We start from the raw sequence: 24344 nt of genomic DNA, 5'->3' as shown, positions 1-24344 counted from the left end.
CTCACCAGGGACTTACACAACCTTTTCAGGTGGCGTCCCTTTCGGAAAGCGAGTGCAAAGGTACGCCTTTTTACCGAAACTGCAAGTAACTGGAGAACTTTTTTTGAAACTTTTTTCATGCGAAATACACAAAATGCTGATATTCACAGATATACAGGAAAATATTTACACCTAAAAAGAACTTCGTAAGAATAACAATACTCCTTATTATATATATAACAACAGAAAACCGAAGGCAAGGATACAAAAAAGCACCTATATGAACGGGTCAACGGATATATCTTCCATGCCCCCGTACATATAAGTGCGTACCTTGAATGAATTAAGTAATGCTGTATCAGGTTCTAATAAATGAAGTAGCCTTCAACGAAATAATATATGCAGCATTAAATGCATTTATCTTGCACTTGTCATCTTCTCCTTCGGTTATGCATTAATCTATATTTTCAAACTCAGTCAATTTACCAGTTACAGAGTCAATAATAAATCCACGCACGACTACATCTTTAGGCACTAATGGATGATGTTTTACCAAATGCACACTACCTCGTACCGATTGCTCCACATCGTCAAACCCGCTCAACCAAGCGTGCAAATCAACATTGCAATACTCCATCATCTCAATGTCACGGTCGGATACTCCGTGCTCTTTAATATGTCGCAACATGACCTGACTATCCATGTGTTGCGCCCCACAATCCGTATGACCGATAATCATAATTTCTTCTACACCCAATTCGTAAATACCTACCAACAAGCTACGCATCACACTTCCAAAGGGATGTGTCACCGTTCCTCCGGCATTCTTAATCATCTTTACATCCCCGTTGCGCAAGCCTAAGGCAGCAGGTATCAACTCAACCAAACGCGTATCCATACAGGTCACTATCGCAATCTTCTTATCAGGATATTTTGTGGTTACGTACTGTTCATAGCCTTTGTTTTCTACAAAGGAACGATTGAACTCCAATAATTCGTCTATCATACACACTTAATTTTATGTTTCAAACCGCACAAAGATACGCAAAAAGGCCCACTCTTCCGAAGATAAACTTCTTCTAAGTGAGCCTTGCTGATTATTTTCGAGAGGAAATCAATTTTCCTGCAATGTTATATCATCCATGCAAAAATAAGAAGGAGTATTCATACCGAAATCACCTATATCGGAAGAAGACATTTCAAACGTAATATACGAGGCATCTGCCAGTTCGCTCCAGTCGAACCATTCCCACGTATCGAGAATCATGCTGTTCCCATCACGAAAATCGGCCAAATAAAAATCGACACGCCCTATTTCGGAATCATCGCTTGCGTGACCTACAGCAGTCAGAATGAACCAGTCACCCACTCCAAACTTCCGCACCAAACCTATTCCTCCATCATTACCGTCTTTCATAGCCAGATAATCATAGGTTGTATTCGTTACCCATGCTCCTTTGAAACGATATTTTCCAACTTGCAGATTTGTAATCCGCGCTGGAGTGTACTCGTTTGCATTACTGGTCAGGTAAACGCTTCCATCCCTGCCAGCACCGGTAATGGCACTTAAATTGGTATATCCAGAAGTTGTTACATCCGTTCCATTGGTATAAGTGAACCCTCCACCAAAACTCTGTCCACTAAAATAATGGGAAAAAGCAACTAACGCCTGAGGGTCGGAGAAGGAAGTCCTTTGATAAAACCCATCCACTTCGCCTTCGGTGGCGATGAAAGAGCTATTCGGCTCGCTCAATTCGCCTTCAAAACTGATTACCGCTTCTTCTTTCTGCTCTTCACTTGCCGGATTCTCGTCATCGCTACAATTCCAAAGCGACACACACAACAGTGCCGCCCAAAACCATACTAATTTTTTCATCTGTCCTAATTGCTTTAATTGATTCATGTTATCTTTTGGTTAAAATATAAACCTATTCACACAAGGAAGTTATCCCTGCGCATCTTCGCATAACACCGATTGCAATTAGAAAAAGGGAATAATAAAGAGAGGGCAGCCCGAAAAGCCACATCCTGCCGTATTCCCACGCTTTTTCCTCGAAAGCAGTGAAAATGCAAAGGCACACGGCAGGTCTTCTGACTTGTTCCTATCGACAAACCGCCTTCCCAAGATACCCTCCCAGTGGCTAAGAATGGTTTGCGACACTTCAGTCTATGGAACTTACAGCAGCGGGACTGTTCAGGACTTGCACCTGATTCCCTTTTAATCGGACGTGGTTTGCCCGAACCGTTGCATGGGCAAAGATAGAAAGTTTTTCATTACATGAACTGACGTTAACAAACATTAATAGAAGTATAAGCAGGATTAAGGGCATCTTCTTGTTTATTGACTAAGAAACATAACCAACAACCGACAATATGGAATTTATCATCGTTTCAGTACTTCTTATCGCCACCGCTTCCTTTGTAGGAGGCTGGGCTTTGGTCAGTTTTTACAAAGCCGAACTACATTATGGAACATTTTTTCATACAAATACCCAACAACAATCCGATATAGAAGAGATTGACTCCCAAAAGATTTTTGAGTCCAAGATCTCCCTTTTGGACAAACCCATCAGCTTTTCCTTTCCGATAACCCGTCGGACATGCACACAAACCTCTTCTGAATAAAGCCGCTATATAAGTCCATCCGCTGTAAGATTAATAATCTTCAGGCTGCAAGATTATTAATCTTACAAGCGGAAGATTATTAATCTTACACCAAACGAGGCTATCTGCGTTGAGAGAAGAAGATAATAACAACAACCTTTTAAATCATCTGAATATGATAAAGTACAGCTCAGTAATGCGTGGTGAACGGAACGGAGACAGCACACTGTAACTGTGACATCAACAAATGCATACCGCGCATAGTATAAATCACCGCTGTACTGGAAATATCACCCGATACTTTCCGCTCAAATGCATAAAAGCGAATAAACGGAGTAATCCATCGTAGTAATAATTGAAACCTGGAGTAGGACGACTATCCCACAAACGCTGCACAAACTCACGACTTTTGGCATGTGTGCAGACCAGCGATACAGCGGCCGCCGTAGCCACAAGTCCTGGCGCATGAGAAGGTTTTCCCATTTGCAAACTGTCTGGCAACATTGTGCCATCCACATTATATTGATTGACAAACGTATCAATCCCCTGTCCATACAGAAAATCCTGAATCTTATTGCCGTATGCCTGCTGCCATTCCCGGTCGGCACATGACCACGAATAATCAAGCGCAATGTTCATCGGCACACGCCAAGAATCAAAACGGAAAGCATCACCTATCATCCAACCTTTATGCATCAAACTTCCGTCGTAGTTACTATAATCAGGAGTCAACCCTGTAACAGGATGAACTGCCTTATGCAAAAAATGGCGGCTGCGTTCGGCACATTCTTTCCAATATGCAGCACGTCCATCGTCAGCCCAACGTGCCCAAACTTCGTAAAAGGCAGGCAAATGGTAAGAAGGATCGGTAAAACCATAACCGAACTTATTCGGGACAAACGTAATAAGCTTGTGTTCTTTATGAATAAGCGGCATAACACTATCTGTTCCATCTTTTTCCATGGCACAATCCAGTATATGCTGAGCTTCGGCCAGATAATCAATACCCGTATCATTTCCCCACAGGTTCGAAGCAAAAATTAATGAGGTAATGAAATAAAGCTCGCCGTCCGAAGCCGACCCTCCATCGATATGACTCCCGTCTTTCCGGCAACACCAGGCAAAATAACCTTCCGAAGCTCCTTCCTTATGCTGCATATAAGTCTTAGTCCAACGCCAAAGCCGGTCAAAAATGTCTTTTTTCTCAAACTGCACAGCTATCATCATACCGTATGACATACCTTCACTACGCACATCATCATGTATTATATCACAGATATATGCTGTAGAGTCATCGGGTTCAACATAAACCTTGTTCTCCGGTGAAAAGATTTCATCGAAAACCGACTGCACCCGAGCATCAATTTCTTGAGAACTGTAGCCCATTTCAGCAAAAATATTACGATATTTCCCTGTGTCGAAAGCCCCCTCCGTCCAAGGACTTTGCAGCAAATCCTGCGTTTCCGGAACTGAAGCCAATACGGAAAAGAACGGCAATCCTAATAACACCAAGAAAAGCATTCTGAAAATTCTGTTTTTCATTTGTTCTTTCATAATTGAAATATACTTGTTAAGGTTCAAAAATCATTTACTGCCGGCAAATGTAAACAAAACAAATGACTTTTCTCCTATATTAATGTTACAAAGATTATTCTGTATGTTACATCGGGGTACAGGGATACGTTTTTTTTCGTATATTTGCCGAAAATAAACATTTTAAACAACAAATGCTTATGGCAAAAGAACTCGAACTGAAATACGGCTGCAACCCCAACCAAAAGCCAGCACGTATTTATATGAAAGAAGGAGAACTGCCGCTGGAAGTGCTGAACGGACGTCCGGGATACATCAATTTCCTTGATGCGCTGAACGGCTGGCAGTTGGTGAAAGAACTGAAAGAAGCGACCGGCATGCCTGCCGCTACCTCATTCAAGCACGTTAGCCCTGCCGGTGCCGCCATCGGGCTGGAACTGGACGAAACGATGAAACAGATTTACTTCGTAGGCGATCTGCCGTTGTCTCCCCTCGCTAACGCATACGTGCGTGCCCGCGGTGCCGACCGCATGTCATCGTACGGCGACTTTATCGCGCTGAGCGATGTGTGCGACGAAGAGACCGCCCGCTTCATCAACCGTGAAGTTTCGGACGGCGTTATCGCTCCGGGCTATACCGAAGAGGCATTGGCTATCCTGAAAGCGAAACGTAAAGGTACATACAACGTCATTCAGATTGACCCGGAATATCGTCCGGCTCCCATCGAGCACAAAGACGTGTTCGGCATCACCTTCGAACAGGGACGCAACGAAATCAAGCTGAACGGAGAGGAACTCTTCGCCAACATCCCGACACAGAACAAGAACCTGCCCGACGCGGCAAAGCGTGACCTGATGATTGCGCTTATCACCCTGAAATATACCCAATCGAATTCGGTGTGCTATGTGAAGGACGGACAAGCCATCGGTATCGGCGCCGGCCAGCAGAGCCGCATCCACTGCACCCGCCTTGCCGGAAACAAAGCCGATATCTGGTACCTGCGCCAGCACCCGAAAGTATTGAACTTGCCTTGGGTAGAGAAAATCCGCCGTGCCGACCGCGACAACACCATCGACGTATACATCAGCGATGATCACGATGATGTATTGGCTGACGGCGTTTGGCAGCAGTTCTTTACCGAAAAGCCCGAAGTATTGACCCGCGAAGAGAAACGTGCCTGGCTGGACACGCTGAAAGGCGTATCGTTAGGCTCGGATGCCTTCTTCCCCTTCGGCGACAACATCGAACGTGCGCACAAGAGCGGCGTGGAATACATCGCTCAGGCAGGAGGTTCGGTGCGCGATGACCATGTCATCGAAACATGCGATAAATACGGCATCACGATGGCGTTTACAGGCATCCGTCTGTTCCATCATTAATATTAATTTCGAACACAGAGACACGGAGGCACAGAGTTTTATATTCTACAAAAATATATGCTTTGTGTCTCTGTGTTCTATTTTGCTTTACCTCAAGATGCCGGTATCTTTATCCGCTTTCTGTTCAATGTTCCGCCGGACATCTTTATATGCCCTTCCCTGTGAGAATTTCCATGCAATGTTCAGGCTCACGAAATTGCCCAAGTCACGGCAATGCAGAGCAGTCGTTTTCCGGACATAACGGTTGTACACATCCGACTGGAATTGCTTGTAACGGTTTCTAAACGGTTGTTGCCAGGCAAGCGACAAGTTCAGGTTCTTGTACCGGTAGGATGCGTTCAGAGAAACAAACGAGCCGTTGAATCCTTCGGTCTCACCTTCGAGGAAACGGAAACCGCTGTCCATGAATGCCGAAAGGGTAAGTTTGCCTAAGTAAGCCTGCACACTGGCTGTACCCGAATAAAACGTCTTGCAATGCGTATAGTCTTCGCCGAAGTTAAAACAGCGGAAAAGCGTACCAGATAACGCTATCGAAAGCTTATCGGGGACTATCCAACCATTCGCATACAGCATCAGGTTAAGCACATCGATTTCTTTTTGATTGAGTTGGGTGTACACAAACCGGTTGTCTTCGGTACGGATATACGTAGCCATATTCGGCTGATGGCAACGTTTTCCGTATGCCTGAACAAAAGACTGGAAGCGGGGATGCGTGTACGAAACCTGAAAAGTATGCGCTTGCTCGCGGTTGGGGCGGATATCGGGATTGCCCAACGTCCATTCCATGCTGTTGTTGCGGATAGAAGTATTGCTAATCATCGCCACCCGCGAAACATACTCGCTTATCTGGAAATCATATTTCAGCTGGACGGCTTGCACTGGATTGTAGGCAACGGAAGCCTTCGGACGGAACAGCCAGTACTGATAATCGTGCGCTTGCTGGCGGTAATCCAGATAACTGCCTCCTACTCCCGCCACATATCTTACCGGACCAAGCGTCCCATTTATCTCGGCAAAAGCGTAGACGCTGCGGTTATGCATCGGATTGACGGAATTTACATCACCCGTGTACTTATTCTTCGTGTATTTCTGCATGTAGTTTGCCCCAGCAGTAAACGTAAAAGGCTTGAGCCGGTTCTCGTAAATGGCTTCACTCATCAGGGAATACGTCTTCCCTTCCACCCGATATGCATACGGCGCACCCTCATCGTAACTGCTGCGGAGCGAAGTGGCGATATACGTCCCTACGGCATTCAGTGTCAGCGACTGACGGGGAGTCAATTGCTTAAAGAAATACAAATCCAAGACCGGACTGGAGCTACGGTTGCGTTCGCGTTGCGTGGCGATATATTGCTCATCTTCTTCTATAATCCGCTTCCGGTTATAATTGTTGGGGATATGCGAGAAATCAGCCTTTAGCGAAGCCTGAAACACATAGTCGGCAGAATCGGCAAGATTATATTTCAATTGCAAGCCATTATTAAAATTCCGGCTACGAGAAGCAAGATCATTCCGCTCAATAGTATGAGTGGAACCATCCGTAAGCAGATAATGAGCCGTTTCATGGGTCCGGTTTCCCTTAAAGTCCTTGTACCCGAAATTATAACTCAACGAAAGCTCGCTGTTCCCGGCGTTCCATTTTCCGTAAATTAAATCATTGCCCGACTTAACGGTCAGTGCCTGGGTCAGATCAATGCCGACCGTATATCCACTATCCGCCCGGCGGGTCAGAATGTTAATAACGTATGCGATTCCTTCTCCGTATCTCACCCCGGGATTGTCGATAAAGTCTATCCGGCTGATGCTTCCGGGAGAAAGCGCCAGCATTTCTTCCCGTCCTACAATAATGCCATTGATGCGCAACTGGATGCTTCCCCGTCCGTCGATGGCAGAGAGGCTTTGCGAAACCTCATCCACACGGATATTGGGCAAGGATAACTTCTGCAGAATGCTATACCCCGAATGCGATGCATTTTTCTGCGTTTCGGTGGGATAAATAATTTGCCCGTCGGGTTTATGAATTACTTTAGCCGCCTTTATTTCTACTTCTCCAAGTTCGATAGTCTTCGTCTCATTCTGTGCCGAGCCAACGAGGGCATATACGAATAAGACCAGCAAGATGTTGATACGTTTCATTGTGTCCATGTTTTTAGTTCGGACACAAAAATACGTTCGAAGGCTACACACTCACCTAACATGTAGCTGACATCTTCCTGACATTTGGCTGACAACTGGTTTTCGGTCTGATTTCCAGCGCATAGCTTCTTCCTTTATGAGCGACAAGCTGCAATTCGCTACATGCCTCAAGAATCGGTTTCAATCGTTTCACCAAGGTATAGAGCGTATCGTTGGCATCCGCTTTCTTGGGCCAAAGCAGGGCGCATATCTCTTCTTTCGATACCGAATGGGAAGGAGCCTGCCATAGCATCAACATCAATCGGTATTGCATCGGAGTAAAGTGGACAAACGCATGGCTTGCGTCATAGAAACACTTGTCCTCGGGCGAATAAGAAAGCCCTCCATAGCTGACGGTACCAGCAAGCGTCTCCTTCTTCCGAAAAAGAAATGCAGCTCCCGCCGCCCAAAGCAACGCAGCAAAAGCCAGCAAGGACGACCAACGCTGGTCGGACATACGGAATATACCGATTGCAGAAAGGCGCGCGTAACTTTTCACGGCAAGCGTTGTTCCAGTCGCTTCATTGTTCACTATCAACGTATCGCTGCTGATAACGTCCGCTTCCGGGAACTTGCCGGGATAAGCCTCATCAACAATATGAAACGAAAGGAAGGCATTGTCTTTCAGCTTCCGGTTCTTCAAATTACGGCATAGTTTCCGGTCGGCAATGGCAAGCCATACTTCTCCGTCCGACACTTGCCTAAGCCGCTTGTATGCCCGGATGGAGTCTTGCGTGACGATATCCTCCTGCCTTTCTTCAAACATACGCAACAAAGCCTGGTTCAAGTCGGCGGTTATCGCTTCTTTGGCACCGCAATACCCCTGACGCCCTGCCAACAAAGACGAGAGCATCAACACCATAAAGACTCCAACAGATAAGATTCTCCTGTTCATATCATTTTTCCCGATTGTATTTCATACGGCAAAAATAGTAAAAATAGTCCGAAAGCCCCAACGGCTTTTATACGGCTTATGCCGTTTCCTGTTAAATAATGCGTTACCGCTTCCTTTTTTTGCCTATATTTGCTGAAAAGAAACGTTTATTCAGGACAAAGATGAAAACAAAGAGATTTTCTTGCAGCATCTATGCGTGGACGCTTTTCGTCTGCGCATTCGGATTGGTATCCTGCCACGACCTGACTATCGACAACGGAGGGTATCTCAGTATGATGAATAGAGGCACTATCGTAGGCAACGACGAAGACGGCTATTACCTCTTTTCGGACGGAAGAAACGAAGTCGCCATCTGCTACGGCAAAGGACTGGACAAATACGAACGGGCTTACTACAGCCTGTCGTTCAAAGAAGAAAACCGGTTCTTTAGCGACCGCACTCCCGGCTTCACTATCATTGACAACGCAAGGGTAGGAATTGTGGAAACCTACAAGGTCATCCACCCCATCAGCAAAGCGGAAGCGGACAAACGGGGCATCACACATCCAGACAGTTGCAGCGTAGACGAGAACTTTTATTTTCCCAACTTCTTTTACGGAGCAAATTGCGGTTACTTCGATTTCTCCACACTTGCAACGATTACCCACGACCTTTACACGCATTATGAATATGCATCCATTCCCATAGACTTGGTATACGACCCTGCCCGCCAAAGTCCGGACACGCTACGCTTGGAGCTTTGCTATCGCCCCTACGTGCCGGAAGGTTGGGAAAAGTATCGCTATGAAGCCGGCACTTTTTCGTGCGACATATCCGGACTCACCAACTTGCAGGAATGGAACGATTCGCTTTGCATCGTAGTGGACACGGGAGACAAGCAGCTCCACTACATGCCCATCAGCAAAAAAGGCTTCAAGAAGCCCGAACCGTTTTTCGATTTTTAGAAACAGTTTCTTCTTCATCGAATTTCTTCCAGTCCTTTTTCTTTAAAATCAAGTTTTTTCACCTTTTGGAAGTTACATTAGCAGCTTTCCTTGGCTTATTTCCTCCTTTATAATTCCTCAATCTCTTCCAATGCCAATTGCGTAAAATGGGCAATGGTTTCAACAGGCATACCTGCTTCTTTCATCTTCTTTGCCATTTCTCTCATGCGTAAAGCCATTTCCTTTTCACTTTCCGCCTTCCCTTCTGCCCTGCCTTTAGCCTCTCCTTCCGCAAGCCCTTCGGCACGACCTTCTGCTCTACCTTCTGCTCTACCCTCTGCACGACCTTCAGCACGACCTTCAGCACGACCTTCTTTCAAACCTTCGGCACGACCTTCATACCAGCCTGTTTTAATAACACTCCGTTGGTAGCGCAAAGCCTCCATATCATGGATATATGCACGCCTGTCTTGGTCGGAAAGCGAATCCACCCGGAGCCGCTCCCGTGCTTCAGGCAAACCCTTAGCGGTAGCCGAACTATCTATATTGCCCGTCTTGAGGAACTCTATCCATTCATCAAGAGGTGTCTTAGCTATTTTATCGAAGTCATTTACACGTAGCACGTAATATTCTGGGAAAATATCTCCGGCATCTTTTCCAATAAACCTTTCCCTCTGCCGTATGGAAAGTTGCAATACGTCATTGGGGTCATGCAATCCCCGGAATATGGTTTTCCCATGATAGACATAATCTTTCCCTTGTCCCAATTCGAAGTACACGATATTAATGGAGTAGATTTTCTTTACTTTATCATAATCATCGCCGAGGTTAATATACTCAGAAATAGTTTTCGACACACCATACAACATCCGGTGAAAGTAATCTAACTCGTGGTTGTTCTGCACTTCAATAATAAGAAGCCGCCCTTGCTCGTCTTCCACCAGCATATCAGCACGGTTAAACTTGTCATTCACTTCTGTCTGGTTTGCTTCACTTTCCAGAAAACGTACGATGTGCAAGTCTTCTCCCAATAGAGTTGACAGAAATCCTTCCAGCACGACATAATTACTCTTGTCTCTGAGCAGACGTTTCATCGCCCAATCGAAACGAATGAGATTATTCTTCATATCCTATCGTTTTTAATTTTCACAAAAATACGAATTTAATTGGAAACGACAACATACGGAAAGAAAAACGAGGATGTTGTTCCTTATTATTCATCCTCGTTTCCATATAAAATTATCAAAACTTGAAGCCTGCGCTGAAGAAGAGGTCATAGTTACGTGGACCATCCTTACAAACCTTACACAAACCGAAATCGGCATCCACGCCTACTATCCAGTGTGGGAAATCGAGCGCAACACCGACTCCGATGCCGGCATCGAAGCGGCGGAAGCCGTCCCAACCCACTCCATCGGCATCCTTGAAAGTTTTCCAAGAAGTAGTAACATCATTTTGCTCATATTCCGTTTTACCGTTCACGCCTACTGCAACATACGGACCTGCCGTAAACACAAGGTCGAAGCTATCGGTAGCACGCATGTGGAACGCAGCCATCAAAGGAACCTGAAAATAGTTCTGATTGACTTTCACATCATTTTCCATCTTCGCACCTTTCGAGACCCAGCTCAGCCCGGGCTGGAAAGAGAACCATTCGTTCAAGGGGACATCCGCTGTAACACCTACACGCGGATTAAAAATGGCATTCGAACCTTTTGCCGCATCTCCCGTCCAGCCACTCATGCCGATGCCCACTTCGAACATCATCGTCGGCCTCATCTGTGCCGACACCGTAAGCATCGACAACATACATACCGCTAACAGAAATAACTTTTTCATACGCTTATCATTTTAGATTGTTTTGCATAGAACAAATATAAGGTTTTTAATCGGTATGCAAAACAAAAATCGGTGATATTGCACAGAAATCGCTACGTTTCGACAAAGTTTCTTCCCCGATGCGGATATATGTATGCATCCGGTTACCCGTTTTTATGCCGATTGGCACGGCGGCGGCGATATTCTGCCTTCATTTTTGCTGAACCAGATCCATGTGTTCCGGTTATATATGCTTTCTTCTTTGCTTTCGTTTTTACCTTTTCTTCTTTTTCCTTTTTCAAGCCAGCACCTTTAAAGATAATACCTTCCGCTAAAATTTTCTCTATATCCATACGTTTTGGTTTTATTCGAAATAAACGATTTCTATATCCTGAGCCTCTGCAAACTCTTTCATCAGCCCTACCATATAATTGACGGATTCAACCAATCCCTCACTTCCTCCATACGCATTCATTATCGCCAACACGTGCGTAGTGTCTATGCTCATCTTTGTCCGTTCGTGGTCACTGGTAGGCGTTCCGATACCTCCAATGGCATCCCGATAGACTGGCATACCCTCAATATTCAGTGTGCCCCTGCCGATACCTTCGTAAGGTTCACCGGCTCGTCCGATACCCAACACCAGGCGATCGCCTTGAATCTTATCCCGGTCGAAACCGCCTATCGAATTTCCACTATAGATAGAAGCCAAGTTAATCAAATCTACCAACGTATCAATCTGATACAACGGAATGCCTCGCAAGATGCGCCGGCACAATGCTTCCGATGAAGGACGGTACCGGCTGGGATCTTTCCCGCACTTCTTATAAGCCTGACGGGTAGCCTGTATGGCAGGCATTTCCTTAACGGAATCAACGGTATATTTCTCCCGATACAAGGCGGTAAACTCGTCAATCCGCTTCCACAATTCGGCATTGTAAGCCGAATTCTTTACCGTAGCAAAAACAGCCGCTCCCCGAAACTGCGGCCAAGCACGATGTAATTCTTCGGATACTTCTATTTTCATAAGTCTTTAAATTTTTCAACACATCATTATCCCTGACAAAATCCGTCCGGAAGCAATACCCAGCCTCCGTGCGGAAAAGAAATCATCTTTATTCTTCCACGTACAAATGCCACTGACCTCAATACGCGAAGTGTTCACTCCAAACTCCAGAAGCTGCATCCGGTTGGTTTCCCAAAGATCAATATGCCACTTCTCTTTCCGGGCAGCAATACGCGGCATATCAAAACCAGCCTTATCAAAAATATCATAAACCTCATCCCCGACTTCGAATGCATCTTGTGAAATACCCGGACCTATACAAGCATATATATCTTCTCCTCGCGTACCATACACTTTTTTCATCACACTCAAAGTCTTACATACAATACGTGCCACCGTACCTCTCCATCCTGCATGGATAGCCGCTATTGCCCGATGACGCACATCATAGCACAAGACCGGAATACAATCGGCGGTAGATACGCAAAGACAAACTTTCGGCACATTTGTAACCAAAGCATCCACTCCTTCGAGCAACACCTCCCTGTCCGGTTTACCCTTCTGCAAGAATACATCATCCACGATTCGTATTTCCGTCTGATGTACCTGATGCGGAATAACCAGTTCACCACGCACTGGCAATAGCGAACTAAGCAATTCCCGGTTTCTGAAAACAGCTTCCGGCATATCCCCACAATAGCCGTTGCAATTGAAAGATGCGTAACTCCCTTGACTATATCCGCCATGACGGGTCGTCGAAAAACAAAAAATGTTGGAATACAGCTCCGTCAAACCGTATTTCAACATCCTTCTATCTTCAGTCAGCCTGTTGTCCATCATTTTTCCGGTTCATCGTCCCAGTCTTCTTCATACTCGTACTCGAAGTCATCTTCATCATCCACGTCTTCTACGTAACTGAAATCCTCGTCCATATCTTTCAATTCTTCCTGCAACAGATGGATGTCCTTTGACCGATGTACGATAGATGACTGACGCAATCCTTCCAACTGATTGCCTTCTTTATTCAGTTCTGTCCACAAGATGTCTTTCAACTCTTGAATACCCATACCGGTCACAGATGAAATAAATACACAAGGAAGGTTGTCTGGAAGTGTCGGCTTCAACATTTCCATCAATTCTTCATCCAGCATGTCACATTTGGTGACGGCAAGCACCCGCTGCTTATCAAGCATTTCGGGATTGAACTTTGCCAGTTCGTTCAACAGCACATCATATTCATGACGGATGTCATCTGCATCGCCGGGCACCATAAACAACAACAAAGAATTGCGTTCGATATGTCGCAGGAATCGCAAGCCCAAACCTTTTCCTTCGCTTGCTCCTTCGATAATGCCCGGTATATCTGCCATCACGAAAGACTTTCCATCGTGATAAGACACGATACCCAAGTTCGGTTCGAGGGTAGTAAACGGATAATCAGCTATCTTCGGACGTGCCGCCGACACTCTTGACAACAGTGTCGACTTTCCAGCATTGGGAAAGCCTACCAGTCCGACATCCGCCAGCAGTTTCAGTTCCAGTATCACCATCATTTCCTGCATCGGCTCGCCCGGCTGTGCAAAACGTGGAGCCTGACGTGTGGCTGTACGAAAATGCCAGTTACCCAGTCCTCCTCTACCTCCTTTCAACAAGATGACCTCCTGCCCGTGTTCGGTTATGTCGCATACATATTCGCCCGTCTCAGCATTGTATGCCACGGTTCCGCACGGCACTTCAATCACCTTATCTGCACCGTCTTTACCAAAGCTCCGGCTCTTTGAACCGTTCCCGCCATTCTCGGCAAACACATGACGTTCGTACTTCAGATGCAACAGAGTCCAATAATTACGGTTTCCGCGCAAAATGACATGTCCTCCTCTACCGCCGTCTCCTCCATCGGGACCACCGTTGGGCATATATTTCTCCCGCCGTAAATGAGCCGATCCGCGTCCTCCCTTGCCAGAGCGACAATAAATTTTCACATAATCTACAAAATTCGATTCTGCCATAAAAATATTTTTTAGTTTTTGAGTTTATAAGTTTTTGAGTTCTTAAGTTTCTTGTTTTTAAGCCCATAAGCCTAAATGGTCCAAGAACTTATAAACTTAAAAACTCAAAAAACTTATAAACTTAAAATCTCAAAAACTTACAGACTATCCACAGCCTTACAAATGTCAGCGAAAATGCCATCCATCGAGCCAAGACCGTTGATATGATGGTATTTGCCATCGTTCTTATACCAGTCAATCAACGGAGAGGTCTGCGAATGATATACCACCAGACGTTTTTTGATAGTTTCCTCATTATCATCCGCACGTCCGGATTCCTGCCCACGCTTGATAAGACGAGCCATCAGCTCATCTTCCGGCACTTCCAGGTCCAACATCACCGACACCTCTTGTCCGCGTTCGGCCAACATCTGCTTTAAAGCTTCGGCCTGTGCAATGGTACGGGGAAAACCATCGAAAATCACTCCCTTGCTGTCCTTGAAACTATCGAACACACTTGCAAGTATATCAATCATCAAAGCATCCGGTATAAGTTGGCCGTTGCTTATATATTCATTAGCCGTTTTACCTAACTCCGTACCGTTCTTGATTTCGGCACGCAATACATCTCCCGTCGAAATATGGTTCAAACCGTATTTCTCCACGATACGTGCGCTCTGAGTTCCTTTCCCCGAACCCGGAGCACCAAAAATTACAATGTTCAACATCTTTTTACCTTATATTATTGATTAGTGATTATTCTACAACCGAATAAATATCACGATAATTACGTCCCAGCCCCTCATAGTCCAGACCGTATCCCACGATAAAGTCGTTGGGGATGCGCATTGCCACATAACGGATATCCAAGTCCACCTTCAGCTTGTCGGGCTTTAGCAGCAACGTGGCAATCCGTATTTCCTTCGGGTGCTGCGCCCGAAGCGTCTCAATCAGCCTCTGCATCGTCAAGCCTGTATCCACGATGTCTTCCACAATCACCACCGTACGTCCGGTTATGTTTTCGTTCAGTCCCACCAGTTCTTTCACTTTTCCGGTAGAAGAGGTTCCCTCGTACGAAGCCAGCTTGACAAACGAGATTTCACACGGAATCGTGAGACGTTTCATCAAATCTGCCGTAAACATAAAAGAGCCGTTTAAGACACTGATAAAAAGTGGGTTGTCACCTGCCAAATCTGCATTAATCTCACCGGCTACCCGTGTCACTTCCTTCAGAATGGACGCTTCGGATATGAAAGTCTTAAACTGCTTATCTTTAATCTGGATTGTGTTCATAATGGCGCTTCTTTATAAAATTGGGACAAAAATACGATTTTTCCCTTAAACTTCTATACTTTTTTTGTACTTTTACCCGCAAATAGCTATTATGACACAAAGATGAAAATACTTACTTGCACCCAACAAAAGGAAGCCGATGCCTATACCATCGCCAATAACAATATTCTCTCCATCAACTTGATGGAAAAAGCAGCCTCGCTGATTGCCGATGAAATCAGCAAAAGGTGGGATCGTTCACACCGCATCGTTGTATTTGCCGGAGCGGGCAACAACGGAGGTGATGCCCTTGCAGTCGCACGCCTTCTGTTCTCCAAGAGTTATCCGGTAGAAATTTACCTGTTCAATATCAAAGGAACCATTTCGGAAGACTGCATGACCAATATCCAGCGATTGCAGCAATGCGGATTCACTGACTATCACGAAATCAGCAACGCATTCGAACCACCCAAACTGACGGCTGAAGATGTAGTAGTAGACGGACTTTTCGGCTCAGGACTGAACAAGCCGCTGAGTGGCGGATTCGCCTCCGTCGTAAAATACATCAATGCTTCCAACGCACAGGTAGTCTCCATTGATCTTCCTTCCGGACTGATGGGAGAAGACAACAGCAACAACCTGCGTACAAACATTATCCGTGCTGACCTGACCCTGAGCATCCAGTTACCAAAACTGGCTTTCCTTTTCCCTGAGAACGAAGACATCGTGGGCGAATGGAAAACACTCGACATCGGCATTAGCCAAGAGTTCATCGCACAAGCAGATACTCCTTATATTATTACGGAGGCTAGTGAAATGAGCCAACTCATCAAACCGCGCAAACGCTTTGCTTTCAAGAACAACTTCGGACATGCACTGCTTATCGCCGGCTCGAGTGGGATGGCTGGTGCTTCCATCCTAGCAGCACGTGCCTGTTTGCGTTCAGGCGTAGGATTGCTTACCATACATACCCCTGTATGCAACCACGACATCCTGCAAACAGCCGTACCCGAAGCTATGGTACAAAATGACGTGCACGAACTTTACTTCGCCGAACCAGTCGACCTTGACAACTATCAGGCGATAGCCATCGGTCCAGGCATCGGGCAGGAAGAAGAAACGGCACTTGCCACCTTCGACCAGCTTGCCGATTGCTACATTCCCGCCGTGCTCGATGCAGATGCCATCAATATCTTAAGTTCGCACCGGAACTATCTGAACCGCTTGCCTCGCCGAAGCATCCTCACGCCACACATTGGCGAACTGGAACGCCTTATCGGACGTTGCAACGATAGTTTCGACCGGCTGACCAAGGCTAAAGAACTTGCCGCCTACCTGCAATGCTACATCGTATTGAAGGGTGCCTACTCCACTGTTATCACACCGGAAGGCAAATTCTACTTCAATCCCACAGGTAATCCAGGCATGGCAACCGGTGGAAGCGGAGATGTGCTGACTGGTATCATACTTGCTCTGCTGGCTCAAGGATACTCACAAGAAAATGCAGCACGGCTGGGTACATTCGTACACGGACTGGCCGGCGACATAGCCTGCCGCCGTACCGGAGAAATCAGCCTGACCGCCAGCGACATCATCGCTGCACTGCCCGAAGCCTGGAAAGAACTCTGTGAAACTAAATAATAGATACACGCATGAAAAGAATCGTTTTTGCACTAAGCATGCTGGCATGTGCGACGCATATCGCTGCACAAAACATCAGCTACTACACTCCCGGAAGCGATGAAGGAATTGTCTACTTCCTTCCGAAAACGGCACTGGAGGTAAATATCATTGCCACACACATTACATACCAGCCTGGAGAACTGTGCCAATATGCCAACCAATACCTGCGGATGAACAACATAAGTTCCCAACCGGAAATGCACTGGGAAATCAAGCGGATAGAAGTACGCTCGGCAGGAGTACCCGACTCTACCAAAGCCTACATCATCAAGCTGAAAGACAAAAGTGCCATGAGCAACGTGGAACTGACCAACAACGGACTTATCAAAGCCATCAATACAACGGCACCCGACATACAAAAAGCTGAATATGTACTGGAAAAGCCTCAACACCACGAAAACCCACGCCAATACATGACCGAAGAAATACTGCTGGCCGGGTCTTCGGCAAAGATGGCAGAACTTACCGCTAAGGAAATCTACAACATACGGGAAAGCAAGAACCTCATCTTGCGAGGACAAGCAGACACCATGCCCAAAGACGGTGCATCCCTACAACTGGTCATCGACAACCTCGATAAGCAGGAGAAAGCACTGACCCGCCTCTTCAGTGGAACCACCGACCGCGAGGACAAAGTGTTCACCATCCGCATCCCTGCCAATGAGCCATTCAGCGATAAAACAGCCTTGCGTTTTTCTAGCCTGCTAGGCATACTTCCTGCCGATGACCTTGCGGGTACCCCCATCTATATCAGCTTAGCCAACACGGTTCCACTGCCTCCAGCTACCACAGAAAACGAAAAGAAAAAGAAAAAACTGGAAGGAGCCATCTACAACATACCTGGGAAAGGGAAAGTAACCGTCACGTACGAAGGAAAGACCTTATTCGAAGACGAACTCCCTATCACACAGTTCGGAACGACCGAAGTTCTGGTAGAAGACCTGTTCAAGAAAGTAAACACCCGTGTCGTTTTCAATCCTGAGACAGGAAGCATCCTGAAAATTGACAAAGACTAAGAAACTGTTTTGAATTTCTCCAATTAAAAAGCCGGTTGGAACGGCAAGGCTGTTTTTTCATTCTGCCTCACCGCACCAACCGGCATCCGCATCTATATTAAGATATACTGAAAATCCGCCTATCATACAGCTACGGTTTCCTTCAACCACTCAGGCATCACCGTCGTTGAGGTTCCATCCTGTTGCTTGTAAGTTACCGTACCATCCTCGTTCATAGTCATCAATTCATAAGTCTTTCCTTCGGCTACTACATTCCACGTACGTTTCTCCGCATCGTATACTAAATTTAACGGATGGTCTACTTCGCCCAATTTCGTAATGGTATACCCGTCTTCGTTTGTACGGACTAGATATTCTCCGTCTTCTCCATGAATAACTTTTTCCGTACCTACATCAGCCATTGGATTGGAACCCGACCAAAACTCAATTGAATTTAGTACAAGCACATCTGCCAAATAAGCTACTTCATATACCGGTATGATATGAAAAGCTAAAAACACAAGCTCATTGACTGCTTTATGTCCGATTCCCATATTCCAATTTTTCAGACTATTCCATGCGCTGAATGAGCCAATACATGAAGAACATAACAAACATCCTCCTAACACAGCACACACAGCTGTCGCTTTCATCTTTTTCATCGATTCAAGTTTTAGCAATTAATTATAACACCCACAAAGATAGAACTTATTTCAAGGAAAGAAACAAAAACCACCAAAAAGAAGTATCTTTGTCGCACATTTTAGCAAATATGTAAAACTATTAAATAAAAAAACAAATGAAAGAACAAATCCAGAAACGCCTGAGCGACTCGAAAGCCGCTCGCTGGACGGCACTGTTCATCGTGTCGTTTACCATGATGTGCGGCTATTTCCTTACCGATGTCATGGCTCCTCTTGAAAACTTACTCACCACGAAAGGCAAAGTTGTTTATTTCACCGACAACACTTCCATGCCTGCCGACAGCCTGGTGGCAAAAGTGGAACTCTTTGCCGAAGCCAATGCATTATCGGCTCCCGACCTGACGGTACAGAAACTGGAAGAAGGAGCCAAATACCAATACATCGAAAACATAAACGGAAATCAGGAAACCATCAGCAAGACCATCAGCACGGTATCGACAGGTAAAGGATGGAGCAGCACGGAATACGGTTTCTTCTCAGGGGCCTACGGATACATCAATGTGTTCTTGCTGATGCTGTTTTTCGGAGGAATCATTTTAGACAAGATGGGAGTCCGTTTCACCGGCATGATGTCGTCGGGACTGATGTTTGCAGGCGCCCTGATTAAATGGTATGCCCTGAAGAACGATTTCGGCGATGCCATGTTATGGGGCATGAACCTGCAAGTAGTAATTGCAGCGTTAGGCTTCTCTATTTTCGGCATGGGAGCAGAAATTACAGGAATCACCGTATCAAAAGTCATCGTGAAATGGTTTGCCGGCAAAGAACTGGCACTTGCCATGGGACTTCAAGTAGCTATGGCACGCATCGGAACCGCCATCGCTCTGGCAGCCAGCCTGCCCATTGCACGTATGATGGGCGACATATCCGGCTCTGTCCTTATCGGAGCCATTGCCCTCTGCGTAGGTTTCGCATCTTATCTGGTCTATTGCGTGATGGACCGCAAGGAAGATGCTTCGGTATCCGCCGCCCGTGCCGAATCAGGAGAAAATCCTGAAGAAGGCTTCAAAATGTCCGATCTGAAACTTATCTTCTGTAACAAAGGTTTCTGGCTCATCACGCTGCTTTGCCTGATGTTCTATGCCGGCGTATTCCCTTTCCTGAAATTTGCCACCAAACTGATGATCTATAAATACGAAGTGCCCGAATCATTTGCCGGCCTTATTCCGGCACTGTTGCCTTTCGGTACCATCCTGCTGACTCCTGTCTTCGGTACATTATACGACCGTATCGGACGAGGCGCCACTTTAATGATTATCGGTTCGGTGATGCTAACTGCCGTACACGTACTTTTCGCCCTTCCTGTAATGAACTACTGGTGGTTTGCCGTAGTTGTAATGATTATATTAGGTATTTCCTTTTCACTGGTACCAAGTGCAATGTGGCCTTCCGTTCCTAAAATCATTCCAATGAAGCAGTTGGGTTCTGCATATGCTATCATCTTCTACATACAGAACATCGGTCTGGCCATGGTTCCTACGCTCATCGGCTATGTCATCGACCGTTTTGCCACCCAATACAATGCAACAGGTGCCATTATCGGCTACAATTATACCATTCCCATGGTCATCTTCGCACTTTTTGGCTTGTGTGCCATCATCATCTCGTGGATGCTGAAAAGTGAAGACAGCCATAAACATTACGGACTGGAAGAGTCAAATATCAAAAAAAGCGCTTAAAAACATACTATAGTATAAACTGTATTTTACCATATTCAGATGATTTAAAAGGTCGTTGTTATTTTCTTCTTCTCTCAACGCAGATAACTTCGTCTGGTGTAAGATTATTAATCTTCCGCTTGTAAGATTAATAATCTTGCAGCCTGAAGATTAATAATCTTACACCAGATGGACTTATATGCGTTTGCCGATGCACCTATATCCGTGGGCTTACACAACCGGCTGCGCCTTGAATGCACATATTGATGCCGCTAATGTATAGCCATAAGATTCTTCCCTATAATGTCGTTATACAAAAGCAATCCAGAAAACGACCAAACGTATCGCCTGAATATTTTTTCACAACCAATCTATCAGAAATTGAAGCATTTATGCATTTTGTTTCTAGAAATGTGTATTTTTGTACCAACGCGATAAATTCAAAACAGCTAAGGAAGAAATAGAAAAATTATAAAACCATCAGAAAATGGCAAAAAAGAAAACCGACAAAAGCAAGAAGGTATCCTACCACTACAAGCCGGACAATATGACATTGGAACAATGGCAAATCGCCCTGCGCAGGCAAGCCGCCGAAAAAGAAAACTTCGGCATTCAAGAATTGAACGCCCAAGAATATCCCGGCTATTATATCGTAAACAATCCGGTTTCACACAATACGTACAAAGTGATTTATCGCGGAGCATTCAGCGCATGGAACTACTGTTCGTGCATGGATTTCAAAACCAGCCAGTTAGGCACATGCAAACACATAGAAGCGGTCAAGCTTTGGCTGGAAAAATCCCACAAACGGACATGCACCGATACACCAGCCTATACTTCGGTCTACCTATCCTACCGGAAGGGACGGAAAGTACGCCTGCGCATAGGGACAGACAATTCCGAAGAGTTCCAAAAGCTTGCCGAACCTTATTTCACACCTGAAGGTATCATGCGCCCCGAAGCCATCGATACAATCAATGATTTTTTCAGTAAAGCCCTGCAACTCAATAATACGTTCCGTTGGTATGATGACGCGATGGACTTTATTTTAGAACAACGTGACAAGCGCAAACGGGAAAAGTTCCTTTCCGAACCCCAGGCAGACACCTTAATAGACTCCCTGCTCAAAGTCCGCCTGTTCCCTTACCAGAAAGAGGGAATCCGCTTTGCCTACCGTGCCGGGAAATCCATCATAGCCGATGAAATGGGACTGGGCAAAACCATCCAGGCTATCGGCACCGCCGAACTGATGCGCAAACAAGGCATCATATCCTCGGCATTAGTGCTCTGTCCTACTTCGTTAAAGTATCAATGGAAAAAAGAAATCGAAAGGTTCACCGATGCACAAGCCATCGTAGTGGAAGGGAACCATTTGAAACGGAAAACACTCTATAAAGCAGCTCCTTTCTATAAGATAGTATCTTACAACAGTGTATCCAACGACATCGAAATCTTGCACGGGCTACAAACCGATTTCTTGATTATGGACGAAGTGCAACGCCTTAAAAACTGGAACACAAAAATTTCCAAAGCAGCCCGACACATCGAAGCTGAATATGCCGTAGTACTTTCGGGGACTCCACTGGAAAACAAACTGGAAGAACTCTACTCGGTAGTGCAATTCGTCGACCAATATTGTCTAGGACCATACTATAAGTTTATCAACGAAACCGTCATCAAATCGGATTCCGGAAAAGTAAAGGGATATAAAGGACTGAATACTGTAGGTGAAAAACTACACGACATCTTGATACGCCGTAGAAAGAAAGACGTAGCCTTGCAGTTGCCCCAACGTATGGACAAAGTGTTGTTCGTACCCATGACCCAGGAGCAACAGAACATGCATGATGAGTTCCAAAGCATAGTTGCCCAACTGGTCTACAAATGGAACCGCCAACGTTTCCTGAGCGAAAAAGACCGTAAACGCCTGCTTTTGCTGATGAGCCAAATGCGCATGGTATGCGACAGCACCTATATCTTAGACCAAAAGAGCCGCTACGACACAAAGATAGACGAAGTAATGAACATTCTCAACAACGTGTTCGAAAGCGGTGACGAAAAAGTTGTGATATTCAGTCAATGGGAACGCATGACACGGCTCGTAGCTGCCGAACTGGACAAGATAAACATCCGGTACGAATACCTCCATGGAGGTGTACCTTCGGAAAAACGGAAAGACCTGATGGAAAACTTCACCTCGTTGCCCGAAAGCCGTGTGTTCATCTCTACCGATGCCGGAAGCACAGGACTGAACCTCCAAGCCGCATCTATCCTCATCAACCTCGACTTACCGTGGAATCCTGCCGTATTGGAGCAACGTATCGCCCGCATTTACCGTATCGGGCAGCAACGAAACATACAGGTCATCAACTTGGTAGCTCCCTCTTCCATCGAAGAACGTATGCTTTCTACCCTCAATTTTAAGACTTCACTCTTTGAAGGCATACTGGACAATGGCGAAGACAGCATCTTCCTGGATGATAGCAAGCTGGATAAGATCATGGAAAACATCGCGTCTGTTGTAACCGAATCGCCTAACGAAGAGAAAAAGGAAAGCGGAGACATCATTGACCCAGAAGATCGGGAAAAGCCAGCTTCACTTCCCGAAAAAGACGAGAAACCGGCAGAAAACATACAGGCAGACACGTTTGATGAAGAATCTTTATCTCAAACGGAATATACACGTGCATCAGAAACACCAGAAGCCGACCGTCTGATCAGCCAAGGCGTATCGTTCTTCAACGGACTGGTACAAACGCTCAAGTCCCCCGAAGCCACACGCCGGCTCGCCGAAAGCCTGATAGAAGAAAACAAGGAAACCGGGAAGACCACTTTACGCATTCCAGTTCCTGATAAAGAAAGTGTCATCAACTTCCTCACCTTGGCGGGCAGCATATTGGCACACATCGGTGAGAAAAAGTAAAAAGCGAATCTGCCTGTTGGCTGCACACGTTTTCAGACGATATAAGTAGATGTTGAGAATTAGTTTATTAATGTGTCGGCTCAGAAACGCAGAAAATCTGCGTTTCTGGTGATATCATTTAATTTTGCACACTTACTTATCTTCTAGAATAAGATTAAAAAAGGTTGAGATCTAGAACCTGTTTTGAATTTATCGTATGCTGGTTTAGGATGAGTTTTTCACAGCCCCTCCCGACCTTTCCTCATGGGGAGGGGCTGTGATAATATTCATAAACTCGAAAGTTGAGTGTTGAGATATGCCGTCCGGTAATATTTGGGAGACATGCCTTTGTGCGCCTTGAAATATTTCCCGAAAAAAGAAAGATTAGGGAATTTCAGCTCATTGACAATTTCCTTAATAGAAGACTGAGTATGACAAAGCATGCCCACCGTCAAGTTAGAAGTGCAACTCCTCCACCGCCTTCCTCCGTCCTTGGAGCGTAGCGGAAAGGGCGGAGGAAGGCGGTGGAAGCCCGGAATCAGGGTCATCCGGCAATACAAAATAAAAAAGGGAGACCTCTGTCTCCCACGGATTAATTACTTTTGTATTGTCTATGAAGTATAAGCACTTAACCCGTGAGCAAAGGTACGCAATTTACCTGGGACGACAAAATGGTGAGACTCTGGAAATGATTGCTCGTTCCATAGGAGTCCACAAATCAACGGTAAGCCGTGAGATAAAGCGTAACTCCACGCCGAGCGGCAAGTATGTATGGAACAAGGCGCATGACATGGCAGAATCCCGCCGGTGTCATACGCCCGGCAACAGGG

Annotated in this window: 22 protein-coding genes, 1 pseudogene and 1 riboswitch; of the genes and pseudogenes, 8 read left to right on the top strand and 15 right to left on the bottom strand. The window is 45.7% G+C overall.

The features are described 5' to 3' along the window. Positions 1–433: 433 nt before the first annotated feature. Together B5F71_RS12145 and B5F71_RS12140 are read right to left on the bottom strand one after the other, a co-directional pair. On the bottom strand, positions 434–985 hold the full coding sequence (locus B5F71_RS12145) for a carbonic anhydrase (RefSeq protein WP_022040990.1): 552 nt from the start codon (positions 983–985) through the stop codon (positions 434–436). Between the two features lie 108 nt (positions 986–1093). Next, positions 1094–1855: a DUF4465 domain-containing protein gene (locus B5F71_RS12140; RefSeq protein WP_225226491.1), complete on the bottom strand. Its 762-nt coding sequence runs from the start codon at positions 1853–1855 to the stop codon at positions 1094–1096. A 187-nt stretch (positions 1856–2042) separates the two neighbouring features. Further along, a riboswitch (cobalamin riboswitch) is annotated at positions 2043–2241 on the bottom strand. Positions 2242–2352: 111 nt separating this feature from the next. On the opposite strand from B5F71_RS12140, the gene B5F71_RS12135 reads away from it, so the two are divergent. Beyond that, positions 2353–2604, top strand: coding sequence for a hypothetical protein (locus B5F71_RS12135; RefSeq protein ID WP_022040959.1), 252 nt, complete (start codon positions 2353–2355; stop codon positions 2602–2604). Positions 2605–2853: 249 nt separating this feature from the next. On the opposite strand, the gene B5F71_RS12130 is transcribed toward B5F71_RS12135, so the two are convergent. After that, a complete protein-coding gene (locus B5F71_RS12130; protein ID WP_241148603.1) occupies positions 2854–4125 on the bottom strand; it encodes a glycosyl hydrolase family 8 in 1272 nt (423 codons plus the stop codon). Positions 4126–4277: 152 nt separating this feature from the next. On the opposite strand from B5F71_RS12130, the gene B5F71_RS12125 reads away from it, so the two are divergent. Further along, positions 4278–5495, top strand: a complete 1218-nt coding sequence (locus B5F71_RS12125; RefSeq protein ID WP_255376625.1) for a phosphoribosylaminoimidazolecarboxamide formyltransferase — start codon at positions 4278–4280, stop codon at positions 5493–5495. A gap of 87 nt (positions 5496–5582) precedes the next feature. On the opposite strand, the gene B5F71_RS12120 is transcribed toward B5F71_RS12125, so the two are convergent. Further along, the gene (locus B5F71_RS12120; protein ID WP_241148602.1) at positions 5583–7640 is read right to left on the bottom strand and encodes a TonB-dependent receptor; all 2058 of its coding nucleotides are present in this window, start codon (positions 7638–7640) and stop codon (positions 5583–5585) included. 46 nt (positions 7641–7686) lie between these two features. Further along, the gene (locus B5F71_RS12115) at positions 7687–8565 is read right to left on the bottom strand and encodes a helix-turn-helix domain-containing protein (RefSeq protein WP_087210679.1); all 879 of its coding nucleotides are present in this window, start codon (positions 8563–8565) and stop codon (positions 7687–7689) included. A 161-nt stretch (positions 8566–8726) separates the two neighbouring features. Between B5F71_RS12115 and B5F71_RS12110 the strand changes: the two genes are divergently transcribed. Further along, positions 8727–9509 carry a hypothetical protein gene (locus B5F71_RS12110; RefSeq protein ID WP_143269893.1) on the top strand — a complete coding sequence of 261 codons (783 nt, stop codon included), beginning with the start codon at positions 8727–8729 and terminating at the stop codon, positions 9507–9509. A 107-nt stretch (positions 9510–9616) separates the two neighbouring features. Here B5F71_RS12110 and B5F71_RS12105 read toward each other — a convergent pair whose 3' ends face one another. The 8 genes from B5F71_RS12105 to hpt form a co-directional block, all read right to left on the bottom strand. Next, positions 9617–10615, bottom strand: a complete 999-nt coding sequence (locus B5F71_RS12105; RefSeq protein WP_087210673.1) for an Rpn family recombination-promoting nuclease/putative transposase — start codon at positions 10613–10615, stop codon at positions 9617–9619. Between the two features lie 115 nt (positions 10616–10730). Further along, entirely contained in the window at positions 10731–11327 is a 597-nt protein-coding gene (locus B5F71_RS12100) for a porin family protein (RefSeq protein WP_087210671.1), read from the bottom strand. Positions 11328–11470: 143 nt separating this feature from the next. After that, positions 11471–11659: a hypothetical protein gene (locus tag B5F71_RS12095; protein WP_022040967.1), complete on the bottom strand. Its 189-nt coding sequence runs from the start codon at positions 11657–11659 to the stop codon at positions 11471–11473. Between the two features lie 11 nt (positions 11660–11670). After that, complete coding sequence (locus B5F71_RS12090; protein WP_087210668.1) at positions 11671–12333, bottom strand: phenylalanine--tRNA ligase beta subunit-related protein; 663 nt, start codon at positions 12331–12333, stop codon at positions 11671–11673. A 15-nt stretch (positions 12334–12348) separates the two neighbouring features. Continuing rightward, positions 12349–13152 carry a peptidoglycan editing factor PgeF gene (pgeF, locus tag B5F71_RS12085; protein ID WP_241148601.1) on the bottom strand — a complete coding sequence of 268 codons (804 nt, stop codon included), beginning with the start codon at positions 13150–13152 and terminating at the stop codon, positions 12349–12351. Beyond that, on the bottom strand, positions 13149–14321 hold the full coding sequence (gene obgE / locus B5F71_RS12080; RefSeq protein WP_022040970.1) for a GTPase ObgE: 1173 nt from the start codon (positions 14319–14321) through the stop codon (positions 13149–13151). Before obgE ends, pgeF begins: the two co-directional genes overlap by 4 nt. A gap of 137 nt (positions 14322–14458) precedes the next feature. Next, complete coding sequence (locus tag B5F71_RS12075) at positions 14459–15028, bottom strand: adenylate kinase (RefSeq protein ID WP_022040971.1); 570 nt, start codon at positions 15026–15028, stop codon at positions 14459–14461. A 28-nt stretch (positions 15029–15056) separates the two neighbouring features. Further along, entirely contained in the window at positions 15057–15593 is a 537-nt protein-coding gene (gene hpt / locus B5F71_RS12070) for a hypoxanthine phosphoribosyltransferase (RefSeq protein ID WP_022040972.1), read from the bottom strand. Between the two features lie 102 nt (positions 15594–15695). On the opposite strand from hpt, the gene B5F71_RS12065 reads away from it, so the two are divergent. Together B5F71_RS12065 and B5F71_RS12060 are read left to right on the top strand one after the other, a co-directional pair. Continuing rightward, positions 15696–17213 (top strand): NAD(P)H-hydrate dehydratase, encoded by a 1518-nt coding sequence (locus B5F71_RS12065; RefSeq protein ID WP_087210662.1) that lies wholly within the window; start codon positions 15696–15698, stop codon positions 17211–17213. Positions 17214–17224: 11 nt separating this feature from the next. Then, entirely contained in the window at positions 17225–18271 is a 1047-nt protein-coding gene (locus B5F71_RS12060) for a DUF4831 family protein (RefSeq protein WP_087210659.1), read from the top strand. A gap of 122 nt (positions 18272–18393) precedes the next feature. Here the strand turns inward: B5F71_RS12060 and B5F71_RS12055 are convergent, their stop codons facing one another. Then, positions 18394–18912: a DUF3332 domain-containing protein gene (locus B5F71_RS12055; protein ID WP_087210656.1), complete on the bottom strand. Its 519-nt coding sequence runs from the start codon at positions 18910–18912 to the stop codon at positions 18394–18396. Between the two features lie 137 nt (positions 18913–19049). Between B5F71_RS12055 and B5F71_RS12050 the strand changes: the two genes are divergently transcribed. Next, positions 19050–20633 carry an MFS transporter gene (locus B5F71_RS12050; protein WP_087210655.1) on the top strand — a complete coding sequence of 528 codons (1584 nt, stop codon included), beginning with the start codon at positions 19050–19052 and terminating at the stop codon, positions 20631–20633. A 466-nt stretch (positions 20634–21099) separates the two neighbouring features. Further along, positions 21100–23535, top strand: coding sequence for a DEAD/DEAH box helicase (locus B5F71_RS12045; protein ID WP_022040977.1), 2436 nt, complete (start codon positions 21100–21102; stop codon positions 23533–23535). Between the two features lie 266 nt (positions 23536–23801). Here B5F71_RS12045 and B5F71_RS21040 read toward each other — a convergent pair. Next, a pseudogene (locus B5F71_RS21040) lies at positions 23802–23957 on the bottom strand (helix-turn-helix domain-containing protein); the annotation flags it as partial. A 170-nt stretch (positions 23958–24127) separates the two neighbouring features. Here B5F71_RS21040 and B5F71_RS12040 point away from each other — a divergent pair. Continuing rightward, the coding region (locus B5F71_RS12040; RefSeq protein ID WP_143269892.1) for a helix-turn-helix domain-containing protein at positions 24128–24344 on the top strand (217 nt) is incomplete at its 3' end.

Origin of the sequence: Bacteroides sp. An269 (genome assembly GCF_002159755.1) — a bacterium.
Classification (GTDB): Bacteria; Bacteroidota; Bacteroidia; order Bacteroidales; family Bacteroidaceae; genus Phocaeicola; species Phocaeicola intestinalis.
The sequence above is the reverse complement of the archived record's forward strand: the minus strand, read 5'-3'. Positions and strand labels throughout refer to the sequence as shown.

Coding starts and splice junctions, on each gene's coding strand:
- B5F71_RS12140 (WP_225226491.1), bottom strand. CDS start 1,855: ATGAAAAAATTAGTATGGTTTTGGGCGGCACTGTTGTGTGTGTCGCTT.
- B5F71_RS12130 (WP_241148603.1), bottom strand. CDS start 4,125: ATGAAAAACAGAATTTTCAGAATGCTTTTCTTGGTGTTATTAGGATTG.
- B5F71_RS12100 (WP_087210671.1), bottom strand. CDS start 11,327: ATGAAAAAGTTATTTCTGTTAGCGGTATGTATGTTGTCGATGCTTACG.
- B5F71_RS12120 (WP_241148602.1), bottom strand. CDS start 7,640: ATGGACACAATGAAACGTATCAACATCTTGCTGGTCTTATTCGTATAT.
- B5F71_RS12110 (WP_143269893.1), top strand. CDS start 8,727: ATGAAAACAAAGAGATTTTCTTGCAGCATCTATGCGTGGACGCTTTTC.
- B5F71_RS12135 (WP_022040959.1), top strand. CDS start 2,353: ATGGAATTTATCATCGTTTCAGTACTTCTTATCGCCACCGCTTCCTTT.
- B5F71_RS12050 (WP_087210655.1), top strand. CDS start 19,050: ATGAAAGAACAAATCCAGAAACGCCTGAGCGACTCGAAAGCCGCTCGC.
- hpt (WP_022040972.1), bottom strand. CDS start 15,593: ATGAACACAATCCAGATTAAAGATAAGCAGTTTAAGACTTTCATATCC.
- B5F71_RS12095 (WP_022040967.1), bottom strand. CDS start 11,659: ATGGATATAGAGAAAATTTTAGCGGAAGGTATTATCTTTAAAGGTGCT.
- B5F71_RS12045 (WP_022040977.1), top strand. CDS start 21,100: ATGGCAAAAAAGAAAACCGACAAAAGCAAGAAGGTATCCTACCACTAC.
- B5F71_RS12105 (WP_087210673.1), bottom strand. CDS start 10,615: ATGAAGAATAATCTCATTCGTTTCGATTGGGCGATGAAACGTCTGCTC.
- B5F71_RS12145 (WP_022040990.1), bottom strand. CDS start 985: ATGATAGACGAATTATTGGAGTTCAATCGTTCCTTTGTAGAAAACAAA.
- pgeF (WP_241148601.1), bottom strand. CDS start 13,152: ATGATGGACAACAGGCTGACTGAAGATAGAAGGATGTTGAAATACGGT.
- B5F71_RS12075 (WP_022040971.1), bottom strand. CDS start 15,028: ATGTTGAACATTGTAATTTTTGGTGCTCCGGGTTCGGGGAAAGGAACT.
- B5F71_RS12115 (WP_087210679.1), bottom strand. CDS start 8,565: ATGAACAGGAGAATCTTATCTGTTGGAGTCTTTATGGTGTTGATGCTC.
- B5F71_RS12055 (WP_087210656.1), bottom strand. CDS start 18,912: ATGAAAAAGATGAAAGCGACAGCTGTGTGTGCTGTGTTAGGAGGATGT.
- B5F71_RS12065 (WP_087210662.1), top strand. CDS start 15,696: ATGAAAATACTTACTTGCACCCAACAAAAGGAAGCCGATGCCTATACC.
- obgE (WP_022040970.1), bottom strand. CDS start 14,321: ATGGCAGAATCGAATTTTGTAGATTATGTGAAAATTTATTGTCGCTCT.
- B5F71_RS12060 (WP_087210659.1), top strand. CDS start 17,225: ATGAAAAGAATCGTTTTTGCACTAAGCATGCTGGCATGTGCGACGCAT.
- B5F71_RS12090 (WP_087210668.1), bottom strand. CDS start 12,333: ATGAAAATAGAAGTATCCGAAGAATTACATCGTGCTTGGCCGCAGTTT.